At 36.4% G+C, this 14,504-nt stretch carries 11 protein-coding genes; 3 read left to right on the forward strand and 8 right to left on the reverse strand.

Annotated elements, in window-relative coordinates; translation table 11 throughout:
* Positions 1-97: 97 nt before the first annotated feature.
* The gene (locus tag K5X82_00240; GenBank protein ID QZT37337.1) at positions 98-3,526 is read right to left on the reverse strand and encodes a hypothetical protein; all 3,429 of its coding nucleotides are present in this window, start codon (positions 3,524-3,526) and stop codon (positions 98-100) included.
* Positions 3,527-4,044: 518 nt separating this feature from the next.
* Positions 4,045-4,695, reverse strand: coding sequence for an endonuclease III (gene nth / locus K5X82_00245; protein ID QZT39063.1), 651 nt, complete (start codon positions 4,693-4,695; stop codon positions 4,045-4,047).
* Between the two features lie 269 nt (positions 4,696-4,964).
* Here nth and K5X82_00250 point away from each other — a divergent pair, with 269 nt between their 5' ends.
* The 3 genes from K5X82_00250 to K5X82_00260 all read left to right on the forward strand — a co-directional run bounded on the left by K5X82_00250 (position 4,965) and on the right by K5X82_00260 (position 7,815).
* Positions 4,965-5,576, forward strand: a complete 612-nt coding sequence (locus K5X82_00250) for a hypothetical protein (GenBank protein QZT37338.1) — start codon at positions 4,965-4,967, stop codon at positions 5,574-5,576.
* 11 nt (positions 5,577-5,587) lie between these two features.
* Entirely contained in the window at positions 5,588-6,349 is a 762-nt protein-coding gene (locus K5X82_00255) for a DUF6515 family protein (GenBank protein ID QZT37339.1), read from the forward strand.
* Between the two features lie 194 nt (positions 6,350-6,543).
* Entirely contained in the window at positions 6,544-7,815 is a 1,272-nt protein-coding gene (locus tag K5X82_00260) for an MFS transporter (protein QZT37340.1), read from the forward strand.
* A 57-nt stretch (positions 7,816-7,872) separates the two neighbouring features.
* Here K5X82_00260 and K5X82_00265 read toward each other — a convergent pair whose 3' ends face one another.
* From K5X82_00265 to K5X82_00290, 6 genes are read right to left on the reverse strand one after another with little or no spacing between them, the layout of a single operon-like run.
* On the reverse strand, positions 7,873-9,201 hold the full coding sequence (locus K5X82_00265; GenBank protein ID QZT37341.1) for a BatD family protein: 1,329 nt from the start codon (positions 9,199-9,201) through the stop codon (positions 7,873-7,875).
* Positions 9,195-10,934: a VWA domain-containing protein gene (locus K5X82_00270; GenBank protein ID QZT37342.1), complete on the reverse strand. Its 1,740-nt coding sequence runs from the start codon at positions 10,932-10,934 to the stop codon at positions 9,195-9,197. The genes K5X82_00265 and K5X82_00270 overlap by 7 nt, the downstream gene beginning before the upstream one ends.
* Complete coding sequence (locus tag K5X82_00275) at positions 10,927-11,934, reverse strand: VWA domain-containing protein (protein ID QZT37343.1); 1,008 nt, start codon at positions 11,932-11,934, stop codon at positions 10,927-10,929. Before K5X82_00275 ends, K5X82_00270 begins: the two co-directional genes overlap by 8 nt.
* Positions 11,900-12,361, reverse strand: coding sequence for a DUF4381 domain-containing protein (locus tag K5X82_00280; protein QZT37344.1), 462 nt, complete (start codon positions 12,359-12,361; stop codon positions 11,900-11,902). The genes K5X82_00275 and K5X82_00280 overlap by 35 nt, the downstream gene beginning before the upstream one ends.
* Positions 12,342-13,259, reverse strand: coding sequence for a DUF58 domain-containing protein (locus tag K5X82_00285; GenBank protein ID QZT37345.1), 918 nt, complete (start codon positions 13,257-13,259; stop codon positions 12,342-12,344). The genes K5X82_00280 and K5X82_00285 overlap by 20 nt, the downstream gene beginning before the upstream one ends.
* 4 nt (positions 13,260-13,263) lie before the next feature.
* Positions 13,264-14,217 carry an AAA family ATPase gene (locus tag K5X82_00290; GenBank protein ID QZT37346.1) on the reverse strand — a complete coding sequence of 318 codons (954 nt, stop codon included), beginning with the start codon at positions 14,215-14,217 and terminating at the stop codon, positions 13,264-13,266.
* Between the last annotated feature and the right edge of the window lie 287 nt (positions 14,218-14,504).

Genomic DNA, 14,504 nt, shown 5'->3' on the forward strand with positions numbered 1-14,504 from the left:
TGATCAAAGATTATCATTTGATGATGACGATGAAAAAAGCGTTGGTCTGCTGTATGTGCTGACCAACGCTTTTGTATAATCTTAGAACCTATAGAGATTATCCTTTGTAAAGGATGTCAGCTCCAATTGTTCCAGTGATTTTCTCTAGATAAGCATCTGATTTTACGAATGCAAGTTCACTTTCTAATTTTGTGACTTTGGCTGTAAGTTCAAGGCTTTGAGTATATTCTGCATTGTATGATTTTGAGATAAAATCATTTAGATATTTAATCTCTTTTTCAATATATGCAGTGTCAATTTCTTGTTTGCGAACCAAACGAGCTTTGTACCAATCTGAATTTAGAACATAGTCGCGGTCGAACATCTTTCTTAGTTCCGGATCGCTAAGATCTTTGCCTTCAAATTGACCGTAAGCCATCATGTGAAGCAATACTTTCACTGGTGGAATTGCACCTTGTACTGTGTTGTCCGCAAAGTAGTCAAGTGCTACTTTTTCTTGTGCTTCCACAATATTGTTAACCCCATCCACAAATGCATCCATGTCTTGAAGTTCTGGTTTCAGCATCTTTTCAGTAAATACTGCACCAGGCTCATCAAATACACGTCCCATATAGCGGAATAAGAAATCCTTGGTGATACGGTAACCCAGGCGAGAAGCCTTGATGGTTTTCCCATTATACTCAAAATCGTCAAGTTTCTCTAAAGCTCCTTCAGTAATCAAAAGGTTTGCATCCGCATCTTCAGCAGTCATACGACACCATAATTCAGGAACCAATAGTGAGATGTCATGATCAAAACGATTCTCTGATCCTACCCATCCTGCAGCTGTAGAATAACCTTGATATCCTGTTAGGATAAATGACAGTAGTGAGTTGTTAATATCACTTGTCGGTGAAAGCATGTTGAAAGGCCCTTTTGTAAGTGCACCTTCTGTACCAGCACCTGTTGTAGAAGGAGATTTTCCTGTCAAACTACAGATGTAGTCCATCAATAACTCAGGAAGCTCTTGATAGTGTAGCGGACTGTATACACTAAGTGGACGAATACCTGCTGCTTTGTCTTGTGGGTTATTTCTTCTTCCTGATAGAACTGCGTTTACTGGACGATATACTGGACGATCAATAGCGATATTGCGTGATACACGTGTTCCGATATCAGTCAAGTAGTTCTCGAATGGGTCAAGATCCGTACGCTTCTGAAGGTAACGTGGATTCTTCGTTGGTTTTCCATCGCCAATAATACGTGGATGTGATGGTGCAATAAAGAATTGCTTTCCTTCTCCGTTGGCTACTTTAGAGATTAAGTCTTTAACAGGCTGTGTATATTTATCAAAACCTACTGCATCTGCAACCAAAGCTTTTGCTTGCTCTTGGTCCATTGGTTCGTAGTTGGAGATAAAAGTATTTGGACTTGTAAGATCTTCTTCTGCTTCTTTATCATATCCTCTTACGATGGCTTCATCAGGACGTTGGAAGAAATAGTTCTCACAGTTCGTTGTGAATTTCACTGATGGATTGACTACTTTCTTAGACATGTTAATCTGAGACGTAGGAACAACAACAGATGCTGAAATATCATCTTCCATTTGCACTTTTTGTGCAGCCATGAAATCTGTTCTTAGTTTATGTAGGTACCATGAATTATCAAGGTCAAAACCTAAACGAAGGTAAGAAGCAATGACTTGACGGTTGTTGAACTTTAGTTCATGTCCTTGTTTTCCATTAACTGTATCTACAGAAAACATCTCTTTCCATCCTTTTTGCTCACCATGTTCTCTATAAAGTCTCTTTATGAATAGAACAATGGCTCTAACACGATCAGGAATAGTACTAAGGAATTCATTGTACTCATCAGTCTGGTATTCACTTGGTGTTAATAGCTTAATTACAGATCCAATAGAGCGTTCTGGGCTAAGAAGTGAACGAGAAGTTATCTTGTTCTTGTCCTTACGCTCTTTCCATCTTTGAGAGTAATCGAAATTAATTACTTTATCGATTAATTCGAAATCTTTTTCGAAATCATCAACAAATAGAGAACCATAGATGATTGCATTCATTAATGATTTTGAGATCTCACTCTTACCACCACCTGATACGGTTGCTGGCTTATGACAGAATGTACCTTCAGCAAAAGTGCTTATTAGTCTCCATGAAGGAGCTGAAGGGTGTTTCTCCATATGGATCTTATGTCCAGAAGGGTGTACAAAGATATATCCTGGTTGAAGTGAAAGATGGAAGTCTTCACCATTATGTTTCCATGTCACTTTTCCTTTATAGATATCCATTTTAGCATCTTCTTGGATATAGAAGATATTAGGGAATCGTTTGTCTACACCATAGTTTTCAGGATAAATTTCCATGATGTCTCCAAGTGTCTTTTTAACATCCTCAAAAGAGAAAGACTTCTTGAGCATACGCATGTATTGAATTCCAGAGAAGAAATCTCCTAGATTCATACGTTGATACGCAATTGCACCACCTGCATGCTCTTCTTCAACTAAACCGTAAAGGTTTGCTGAGTATCCGATTTGTGTCTTTACTTCCTTCTTTGAGTAACCAAAGTAGTTATCTGCAATTAAAGTTACAGTAACACCTCTTTCATCACGACAAGTTAGTTTAAATGGTGAACCATTGTTATATTTCTCGTCAGCATCCTTCCAACACATTTCATCCTTACGTTGACGTTCTGTCGCGTCATCATAATGAGGAAGTCCAAGCTCTTTTTTGGTGTAGTTGCTTAGGTGAGGTGCAAGTATAATACAACCTGTATGTCCTGTCCAATGGTCTGGATCAAGAGCTGCATCATTCTCTGCTAAGAAAGGATCTCCCGCATTACCAAAAATTGTTTCAACAAAGTCAATGTTACTTACCAATGCACCTGGTGCATAGAAACGAATCTCCATACGCTTCTCTTCGATGAAGTTTGTTACTTTAGGACAAACTACTGGTCGAATAAGGAAAGAGGTGAAAATCTCCGCTTTTTCATCTTGTGCTGAAGTAAAAGGAAGTGTTTTAAGTTCAGTGTCTGGTTGCATTGCCAAATTGAATAGTCTAGCAAATGTAACACGAGGCACCTCTTTTTTGTCTAGAGGGACAGGAAGTCCATCAGCAACGATGTGGAATGTTCCTTTAGTGGTACGTTTATCATTACGAGGGTTGTTAACTAACCCTTGTTCGATACGAGTGGTTGTAACATATTGGTTTTTAAAAACATCTTTATTTGGAGGAAGACTTAATACTCTAGCCAACCCTGGTCTGTCTAGTATTAAAGTCTGAGAAGGAAGTTTCACTTCTTCGTCCAAATCGTTGAGATAATCGTTTAGGAATTCTTGAATACGACGGTCGGCAGCAGAAACACGATCGTCCATTCGACGATATCTCTCTTTATAACTAAGCATTAGCTCTTCAGTAAGTTGAAGAATAGCACTTTGATTTTCTGATGTTTCCGAATCAAACTTAAAACCTGGTTGTCCTAGCTCAGTAAGCTTAAGGTTAAGGTATTGGATAAGGTCTTTGTTTTGTAACATAGCTATCTTTTCTTAAGTCTATCTAAATAACAAATTTGATATATCTATCTTTTACTTCACTACTTGTTCAAACAGTATAAAACATATCACTGAGATGAAAATAACGATTGTATCTACTCTCTAACCACAGTTTTTACAGATTGTTTTATTTATTATTCATAAAACCTATTGTAAAACATGTATTGCTGTGACAATATGTTTAAAAGTTTTGTGTAAATATAGCATAAGTGAGTGTAAATACAAATAAAAATGACTTAAAGTGAGAGTATTGTTGGAATAACTGTCTATTTGTATTAAAACTTCAGAATGCAGTGATACATCGACTTTATTATTGAAAAAAATCGACGATTTGTAATGCTTTTATGAAGTGTAATTTGAATGCTTAAAAATTCAATAGTTAAAGTTCTTAGCACGTTTAACTATGACGGAGGGCTAGCTGTGTTATTGGTGCTATAAAGGTAGGAAAATTTTATGATAGGTTGAAAATTGTTTAGGGAATTATTTTGAATGGTTTAAAATTATTTAGGTTTTTTATGTTCTCGAGCATGCCATTTACACCATTGGGTTAGTCCACATTGGTCACATTTCGGTTTTCTAGCAACACATGTATATCGACCATGTAATATCAACCAATGATGTGCGATGGGGAGAAGTTCAAGTGGTATATGCTTAACAAGTTGTTTTTCCGTTTCTAGCGGAGTCTTTGAACGATATGAGAGCCCTAGTCTTTCTGAGACTCTAAATACATGTGTGTCGACAGCCATGGCTGGTTTATCAAAGATGACTGAGACGATAACATTTGCAGTTTTTCTTCCTACTCCAGGTAGTTTTATTAGCTCTGTCACCGTATTGGGAATTTCATCTTGATATTCATGATGTATTATTTGAGCCATACCGACAAGGTATTTTGCTTTGTTGTTTGGAAATGAAATTGATTTTATGAATTCAAAAATCTCGAACACTTCTGCCTGTGCCATTTTCTCGGCATTGGGGTAGGCTTGAAAAAGAGCTGGAGTCACCATGTTAACTCGTTTATCTGTGCATTGAGCAGAGAGTATTACAGCTACTAATAATTCAAAAGGCGTTCTATAGTCTAATTCTGTTTCAGCGATAGGCATATTGGTCTGAAACCATTCTATAATCTGATTGTATCTCTCTCTCTTATTCATCATTCTTGGTTTTGGGTAAATGACACAAAATAATATTATTTAAAGCATCTTCTTAAACAATTAAAAAGTGATTTGTGTTTATCTTATATAACAATGATACAAACATATTTTGAAATCGCATAAAAAGAGTGTCACTATTCATAAGTGACAATTGTTAAGAGATCACTTGTACGTTGTTAATGATTATTTAAAATAAAACCAAGGTCTGTTTTTGGTTCGATTTTTGATTTTATGAGAATGTGTAATGATGATATTAAATTGATGTAGGTATGAAAAAGAGATTAAAACGATTAGTTTATGTGGTATTGACATTAATGATTTTTCTATTGTGTGATGGTAATGTGTTTAGTCAAGAGACTACCACTACAGCACCTCCCGCATCTAATGCTGTATCAACACCTACCTTAGTGTTAGAGTCTGGAACTGTAATCCCTATCAAGTTGTCTTCTATGTTGGTGGCATCTGGTAGTCAGCCTGGGACCAAATTCGCTGGTGTTGTTTCGATGGATGTTATTGCTAGCGATGGCTCTGTTTTACCACAAAATTGTAAAGTGCAAGGTGTTATTGTTTCTGCTAAAAAAGGTGGAAGGTTGGCAGGATCTGCAGAGATTGTTTTGAAGTTAACCTTTATACAATATGAGAAAAAATACCATCCTGTGACAACCTTTGCATTGGCATTGTCGACTGAGAAGGCAGGAAAAGAGACCATAAGAAAAGCTGGTGCTGGTGCAGCAATCGGTGCAGCATTTAATGGTGGAACGGGAGCTGGTCGAGGAGCAGCTGTTATGGGTGGACTTCAATTATTGTCACATAATGGAGATATGAAAGTACCCGCTGGCTATGTTTTGAATTTCAAATTAGATAAAGAGTTGAAATTTTAAAAATTATTATTGTGAGAAATGTATTAGTATTATTATCTGTATTTATTGTTTTGCCACTTATGGGGCAAAGAGTGGTGCGTCGTACAACTGTTGTTAGACCAAGTTATAATAGGGTTGTTGTAACACCTCCTAGAAGAACTGTTATCGTGCATACGCCTCCTAGGCATGTTGTTGTAACGAGACCTCCAATTTATAGAGGCCCTTCGTATTGGGGACCGTATTGGCATCCTGTAGGTTTTTATCTACCTGTTTTACCTGCTGCATGTGTTATGATGTATGTGAATAGCGTCCCTTATTACTATAATGAAGGCGTATATTATCAGAAATCAGGATCACAGTATAAAGTGACTGAAGCTCCAATAGGTGCTATTGTCTCTTCTCTACCCGATAATTGTTCTACTTTTGATTATCAGGGGAGTACATATTATTATTTTGCCGGGACTTATTACTTGAAAATTAAAAAGAAGAAATTTAAAGTGGTTAAGGCTCCAATTGGAGTCATGGTGACAGAGTTGCCTGAAGGAACAAAGACTGTAAAGCAGGGAGGTACGACATATTATGCGTGTCATGGAGCATATTATCGTCCTGAAGCAGTTGGTGACCAGGTGCATTATGTGGTTGTTCCAAACCCCTCTGGCGAAATACTAAAACAAGTACCTGAAGGAGCAGTAGTTGTTAAAAAAGATGGTGACTCGTATTATGAGTCTTCAGGTAAATACTACAAGGCTGTGGTTCATGATGGAGAAGTCGTTTATAAGCAAGTTTTCTTTTAAGCTATCTCTAGAATCGGTTTTAGATCATCGACCTTATTTGAAAAAGAGATTGTCTATGCATTACAGACAATCTCTTTTGTTTTTTATAGCTCAGATGAATGTCTCATATAGCTCTCATTTGCTCTGTCCCCACAGAATTCGTTTTCGTTCTTTTGAGTTTCATTAATGTTGTTATTCATTTGTAATAAAAAGTTTTGAATAGAAAGATCCAATTTCCTATTAATGTTTCGAAATACCCATTTTTTTATGGCTGGGTGATAATGATTGTTGGGACCTTCGGAATGCTAGGAAGTATCCCTGGTCAACCTTTTGGAGTTTCGGCATTTACAGATGCTTTAATGTCTGTAACCCATCTTACACGCAATGAAATAAGTTTGTATTATTTGATCGGAACTTTGTTTAGTGCATGCTGTTTACCTTTTGTTGGGATAATGTATGATCGATTTGGGGTTAGAATTGTAATGTTATCTGCGACAGTTGGATTGGCTTTAATTCAGGGGATATTATCGTATAGCGAATTTGTTATACAGATGTTAGGAGGAGGAACGTCGATTATGATTTATATGATTTTGGTGTTCTTTTCTATTCGCCTTCTAGGTCAAGGTACTATGGCTCTTGTGTCAAGGGCGATGATTATGAAATGGTTCGATCAAAAGAGAGGCGTTGCCAATGCTGTAAGCGGTACGATGGTAAGTGTAGGTTTCTCTATTGCACCTTCTATACTATTAACACTGCTTTATCTTTATGGGTGGGAGAAGTCTTATCGAATATTAGCAATATCATTAATGTGTTTGTCTGTAATTATCTTCTTCTTCTATGCAGACACCCCAGAAAAGTATCATTTACATCCTGATGGTGAAGCAGGATCTAATGTTTCAAAGTCTCTAAAAGGTCGAACAATTAAAGAGGCTTTGCGTACATATCCTTTTTGGATTATCTGTTTGGTAACTGGTTTCTGTAATTTCTTTATTGGAGGATTTACTTTTCATATCACTTCTATTGCAGAAGAGTTCCAATGGAGTAAGGATATGGTTGTAAACTTATTTATTTATGCAACTGCAATTTCTGTTTTTTGTGCATTGTTGGCCAATATTATAAGTGATTATGTTGCATCAAAGTATGTGTTAGCAGCTTGTGTTTTCGGAATATTAATTGCATCAATAGGACTGTTCATGAGGGGATATGCAGCGTATTATTGGTGTCTTGTAGTTGGTATTGCTATTTTCTCTGGATCTTTTACCGCTAGTGCAGCTGTACTTCATCCTCGTTTTTTTGGGCGAGCTAACCTTGGTCAGATAAGTGGTGTGAATATGACAGTTATGGTTGTGATGAGTGCTATTGCTCCATTTATATTTAGTTTGTGTCGTGAGGATATTGGAAGTTATATCTGGGCGGGGGCTATCTGTATGGTCATTTCGCTAATACTCCTTTTAGGGGCACTTTTTGTTCGTGACCCTAAAAGGTAGATTTGACTTGCAACCAATCATGCTATTCGTAAAATGAAGTGATGAAATCATATTTGCCTACCAATCTTCAAGATGGCTTGTATGTTCTCTTTTTTTATTGCGTAATTGATTCCTGAATTTCCTTAGTGTATATGCGAAGTGTTCTTTTATCGACACTTTTTTATTGCGATATATTTTTGCAAAAATACGTTCATGGATAGATCGTATTGTTTCATTTTTTGTTTTGTGAGCTAATAGCATGATGGAAGCTTCCCTCTTTGGAAGTTTATAAAGCCAATGATAGAGTTTTGTGAGATACTTTGGTGAATTGAATTTTCCCTCCTTAATCAATTGATAGAATGCATGTCGTTCGGAGTTGATATAAGTCTCTTTTCTTTTCGCAATTTTGGCAATAAGGAGCATTATTGTGTTAAAAATAAATTTTAGGGATAGAAGAATTAGGATTAGTCCCAGTAGTTTCCATTTGTTTTGTACTATAAAGCGAATCATCTTCTTCTTAAATGGAACTTTAGGTGTTGCAACGACCATTCGGGCCTGTTGTTTCTCGAGGCTATCAGCCATCGATGCAACAATTCCAAGTTGGGCATTTTTCTTGATGACGATATCAGAGGACATGCTGCTTTTCTCTTTGTAGTTTCCAAGGTATGGATTGAAGAAGGAGAGTTTTGTCCCTGGCATAACAAATTTCCCATTGTCAGTCAATAGGTATGAAAACTTCTCTATTCTTTTACTTATAACGCTACCACTTTCTTTGTCAATGTTTTGTTGGGTGAAATCTTGTGTCTTATATATTTTAGCGAACGGTACATCTTCCATCTCAATATATGGAATGAAATTAGGAATCGTTCCATAAGCAGTAATCGTTATTTCTCGTTCTAAGACATCTCCCTCGTTGAGGTTGCTAAAAGGTCTATTCCACTTATCTTGAATAAAGACATTGGATGAAACTATTGTTCGTTCATCTTGAGGTAAGGGGATGCTACGAAATGAAATCGTGTTTGTTGTAAGTTTTATTTTTGTCTCTTTATAACTGTTTCCTGTAGGAATGTATGCTGTTACTGGAACTTTAGGTATTTTGATAACTCCTGTTTCGTAAGGATATACCAGATAGAAGAATGTTAATACAGCATATGAGTGTCTATTAACAATCTCTTTTCCTGCTAATGTTTGTGTGAAAGGAACGATAAATGCATCGTTAACCTTCAGTTTATCAAATTGTAATCCTTGTGTGAACCACCTCGGAGAATATACTTTAATGGTCAACCTCACTGGCTGGGTTTTGTAAACCTGTGTGCGATTAATATATGCTTTTGCAAAAGGTTTTTGACCGAATGCAATGGTTGAGATGCATAAAATTACGCAGATATATAAGATCTTTCTTACCATGTCTTTTCTCCTTTTTTGATATTTGGATAGTGTTTCTTTTTTTGAAGAATGAATTTCTTCCGTAAGAACTCACTTGGATCACTATTGGATTTCTCCATCAACAGTGAAGATGCTTGTACTCTATTTTTTAGCTGTTTATCTTTGTCTTTTGGATCTTGAGGCCAATCTACCTCCTTATATTTGTGCTTGTCGCTATATACTTTGTCATGACTATTATCTGTGGTGTCACGATTGGCATTGTAATCTTTGTCTGCAAGTTTTTGATCTTTCTGAGACATCTCTTCGACTTTACTAAATTCTTGCGTGCTTCTTTTCTTCTCTTTTTGTTGTTCTTTAAGAAGTTGAGGTGTATTTTCAATAATTGTTTTTATTGCTTCAAGTTTTTGGTTGGCTACAGAAAGCTGGGGGTCTTTTTGAATAGCCATTTCCATAGACTTTTGTGCCATTAGAAAATCCCCCTTTTGAGCATATATAAGACCAAGATTGTATTTTGATTGCGCAGTCGTGTCCATTGCATAAAATGTTGTGGCATTGTCAAGGTCGCCACTCTTATAGTATGCATAAGCTTTGTGAGATGGATCGTCAAAAAGCTTGGCCGCTGTTTCATAATCTCCGTTAATTAAAGCATTCTCTGCTCTATAATTGTCGGAATACCACCACGATGAATGTTTGGATTCTAATGAGCAGGATGAGATAGATGGCAAAATAAGAATACACCAACCAATAACCCATCCTTTTCTAAACCACAAAAGACCTAGAAATAGACAAGGTATAAGAAACCATGGTCCAACATCTCTCCATATATCTGATTTCTCTTTAGATGCGCTTTGAATAACTCGATGTTGATTGATGATGTTTCCAATGTATTTCGTGTCAGTGTCGTCTAAGGTGATCGGAACGACCCATATATGATCATTAATTTGTAATGAGGATATTATTGCTGGATCTGCTATGGATTTTACGACTTCTTTATTGTATAGTAATGGTTTTTTTGGGTTTTTAGGTGATGGAACAATACCACCTTGTTGTGAACTAATTTGCCACACGATAAGATAGTCTCCACTTTTATTTATGTAGTTAGATAACTGTGTGGCATTATCACTTGATAGCTCATCTGTTAAAAGTAGAATCGTCGATGGTGCTTCTATTTTTGTAAATATAGTATCTATATTGTTGATCATAATTGGGTAGTTACTTCCAGGTATTGGCATAATACGTGGTTTTATGGAGGTCATGTATGGTACCATTATTTCTTTGTCTTGACTTGGTGGAAATATGGTATGTGTAGTACCTGCATATGCTAACAATCCAATCTTGGTGTTAAGATTTAGATCAAACAAATCTCGGATTTTTAATTTCGCTCTTTCTAGCCTGTTCGGTGGGATATCAATCGTCATCATGCTTTGTGATAGGTCTAAAGCAATCATGACTTCTGATTGATTGACGACCTTAGGTAACTGTTTCTGGCTGAATGTAGGTCCAGCTAAACCAATTATTGCTAAAGTAAATATTGAAAAATATATTAATGCTGGCCAAGAGAGTTTTCTAAGTTGTGCATTGGATATAACAAAGATTCGGTATTCAGGACGAATAATTTGCTCCCATTTCCCATCTCTAGTTTTTGTGAAGAAGAAGTAGATCAGCAATAAGAGCATGGGGAGAAGAAACCATAAAAGTCTAGGTCTAAGAAAATGAAATTGGTTGAGATATGTTATAAGTTCTGCATTATTCATTTTTCGAAACTTTAATTCGTGATAAAATAGCTAGATACAAGATGAGTATAAATGAAATGATTAGAGCCAGTCCTAAAGGATAGAAATAGAGTAATACCTCAGGCTTTATTTCTGAGCTTTCATACTTTATTGGTTCTAGCTTGTCTAATGTCTGATAAGCTTCTTTTAGCTCTTTGCTATCCATCGCTCTAAAATATTGACCTCCGGTCGATTCCGAGATATATGTCAGTGTCTTTTCATCTATCTTGTCCTTTCCTTCTGGATCGCCTATCCCTAAAGCGTAAATCTTAATGCTGTCCTCTTTTGCAACTGTAGAAGCATCTAGAGGGTTTGTTCCTATTCCACTATCTACTCCATCGGTTAAAAGTAGCATGACTTTTTGCTTGATTGTATCGTTTTTGAATACTCGCATCCCGTAAGCAATAGCATCACCAATATTTGTCATTTGCCCAGCCATACCTACTTCTGCATCTTGTAAAAGCCATTGTACAGATGATAGGTCATTGGTTAGTGGTGCTTGGAGGTATGGATGTGATGCAAATAATATCAACCCGATACGATCACTTTTCCTGCCATCAATGAATTCAGACATGATCTCTTGAACAGCGTGCCATCTTGTAAGTTTTTTTCCATCAAGTTGCCAATCTTTTGTATTCATACTAAAAGATAAATCAGCGGTAATGAGGAAACTTCTTGCAGTCTTTATCTTTTTCTCTGGTTTGCCAACGAATTTAGGGCCTGCAGAGGCAATGACAATTAGGATGTAAGTGATGTATATTAATATCCATTGTAAGGCATTTTTTTTCGTCACCCATGCTTTTTTTGACGGGGTGATCTTTGACACTTGTGTTAAGCGCGTAAACGCAGGGTAAATGATTGCTTTACTTCTTTGACGCATTGGTGGAAGAAGAAAAAATGCAAGAGGTGCAAGTAGAATAAACACTAATACCCATGCATGTGTCCATTCAAAATTCATGTTTTCGAATCCAAAATCTTGCATATTTTACGAATTTTGAGATTAATATATCATCTGTTTTTTCATCTTTCTGATAAACGATTTCACCTATGTTTGATAGGAAATCTGTATCTTCTGAATAAGGTGGTGCATGTTGCAGTAAGAAATCTTTCCACATATTATAGTTCATGCTTTTGATTTGAGGATCTTTATATGCAGTGAAAGCAGTTCTTCTGAGAATCTTGTCTGTTTGTATTAAACGAGTATGTCCTTTGGTGTGAATATGAGAAATCAGTTTTAGTGCTTCAGAACGATATCGGTTTTTCTGATATCTGTAGAGAATCCATGCAATTATTGATAGTATTAGAAGTAAAACAATTACTCCTAATACTCTCCATCCTATTGTGTCAAAAGAGAATTCGACTGGAGATGGAGAAAGCAGATCTGTAAAATTATCTCTGGTAGTTTTCATCTAGAATCTCTTTTAATTGATGTTTTAGGTCTTTGTCTGTACGAAGCTTTAGGAATGGAACATTCAGTGCTGCAAGTTTATCTTCAAGGTCACTAAGTTGATTTAGGTATACTTGCTTATATTCTTCCTGACTATCATTGTCAATTTTCCAGTCTATCTGATAATTTGTGTCAGAAAAAGGAATCTTCTCTTCAGGTAATAGGATATCAAAAGGATCAATTATGTGTGTAATCATAACGCTATTACTCTGTGCTAACATTCCAATAAATTCAATGCTCTGTTCTGAGAGCAAAGATGCGTCCGTTACAATATTTATAATATAGTCATGATGAGCTATCCCTAATAGTCTACTTAGTGCCTCCTCCATTGTCACTTGGGGTTGTGCATCTTGGGCTCGAGACGTTGCTTCATTACAGGTGGTGACCGCATGGTCTAAAATTGCTTGGAAATGTTGCCTACTTCTTGATGGTTTTACAATTTGGATATTTAGATCATCTAAAAGAATAGCTCCAAAGCGATCACCAATTTTAAGAGCTCTAAAGCCATGTATTGCTGCAACCTTCAAAACGATATGACATTTAAGTGCATATTTGCTTCCAAAGAGTGTGTTTCTGCTGAGATCTAGTATGGTCAGTTGAGGACGTTCTTTCTCTTCACTAAACACTTTTGTGTGAGTAACACGCGTTCTGGCAGTAACTTTCCAATCAATATTTCTGATATCATCGCCAAGGATGTATTTCCGTACTTCTGAGAAATCTAACCCGCGCCCTTTTAGTGAAGAGCGATGTTTCCCCGATAGCAGCCCTGATACTCTTTGTCTACGAAAGAATTCAGGTCCTGTTGATATTGCCTCAAGTTGTAGAAGGTCTGTGATGGATATTTGCGAGTTCTTTTTCATCGGCTTATGAGATCGGGACTACATTCAATATTTCTGAAATAATATCATCTGCATTTTTTTTATCTACATTCGCTTGGTATGTTAGAGCAATTCGGTGTCTTAAAACTCGATGCGCTACTTGTCTAATATCATCGACAGTGATGTAGTCTCTCTCTTGTATATATGCAATACACCTAGCCGTTTTATCTAATGCAATTGTTCCTCTAGGGCTTGATCCAAATGATATATATTTTCCAATAGAATCATCATATTTCTCAGAATGTCTAGTTGCATCAATTAATCGAATAATGTATTGATTCAACTCTTCAGAAACATGGATCTTTGAAATAACTTTACGTGCATCAAACACAAAGTCTTTAGAGATAGGAACAATCTCGACTTTCGTATTATCCTCTTCTCCTCTTACCATTTTGAGCATTAACTCTTCTTGCTCTGGGGTTAAATACTCAATGTTTATTTTCATCATAAAACGATCGAGTTGTGCTTCTGGTAGAGGGTATGTTCCTTCTTGTTCAACAGGATTCTGTGTTGCAATAACCATAAAAAGAGGATCCATCTTGTAGGTTTTACCTGCAACAGTAACTTGATGCTCTTCCATGGCTTCTAAAAGTGCCGATTGAACTTTAGCAGGAGCTCTGTTAATCTCATCTGCCAGTACAAGGTTGCAAAATATAGGCCCCTTTTTAAATTGGAATTTGTTTTCGCTTTCAGGACTATATATCTCTGTTCCGGTAATATCAGAAGGAAGTAAATCTGGAGTAAATTGGACACGATTCATTTCAATGTCCATAACATGACTTAATGATTTTACAGCTCTAGTCTTAGCTAGGCCTGGAAGTCCTTCTAGTAGTAGATTCCCTTCTGCTAGAAGTCCAATGATCAGGGATTCTACAAGCTCCTCCTGACCAATAATAGTCCCCTTAATTCCTTCTTGTAGTTTTTGAATTGTAGTATTCATAGAGTCATGTTTTTGTTATAATTATTATGCTTTATATTAAGAACACTTTCTCTTAATATTTTGTTTAAACACATCGATGAATTGATGTGTCTTTCTTGTAGCTTATATTGTTAAATAGTTGTGTAATGGGTAGCCATACAGTTGGTTGTATCGTGATGTGGATAATAAGGGACAAATGAATCGTATAATAACAGCACTCTTTGCGAATAATATGTGACTATATAATTCTCTTTTTTTGATACCTTGCATGCAGGTGTTTTGATTAATCTATTCGCTTGCTTTTTACT

The sequence above is a fragment of the Prolixibacteraceae bacterium genome (assembly GCA_019856515.1).
GTDB lineage: Bacteria > Bacteroidota > Bacteroidia > Bacteroidales > Prolixibacteraceae > Halosquirtibacter > Halosquirtibacter xylanolyticus.

Bases quoted from the DNA above. Each gene is read 5' to 3' on its own strand.
- K5X82_00285 (QZT37345.1), bottom strand. From the start codon at position 13,259: ATGAAAAAGAACTCGCAAATATCCATCACAGACCTTCTACAACTTGAG.
- K5X82_00280 (QZT37344.1), bottom strand. From the start codon at position 12,361: ATGAAAACTACCAGAGATAATTTTACAGATCTGCTTTCTCCATCTCCA.
- K5X82_00250 (QZT37338.1), top strand. From the start codon at position 4,965: ATGAAAAAGAGATTAAAACGATTAGTTTATGTGGTATTGACATTAATG.
- K5X82_00265 (QZT37341.1), bottom strand. From the start codon at position 9,201: ATGGTAAGAAAGATCTTATATATCTGCGTAATTTTATGCATCTCAACC.
- K5X82_00290 (QZT37346.1), bottom strand. From the start codon at position 14,217: ATGAATACTACAATTCAAAAACTACAAGAAGGAATTAAGGGGACTATT.
- K5X82_00240 (QZT37337.1), bottom strand. From the start codon at position 3,526: ATGTTACAAAACAAAGACCTTATCCAATACCTTAACCTTAAGCTTACT.
- nth (QZT39063.1), bottom strand. From the start codon at position 4,695: ATGAATAAGAGAGAGAGATACAATCAGATTATAGAATGGTTTCAGACC.
- K5X82_00270 (QZT37342.1), bottom strand. From the start codon at position 10,934: ATGAATAATGCAGAACTTATAACATATCTCAACCAATTTCATTTTCTT.
- K5X82_00275 (QZT37343.1), bottom strand. From the start codon at position 11,934: ATGCAAGATTTTGGATTCGAAAACATGAATTTTGAATGGACACATGCA.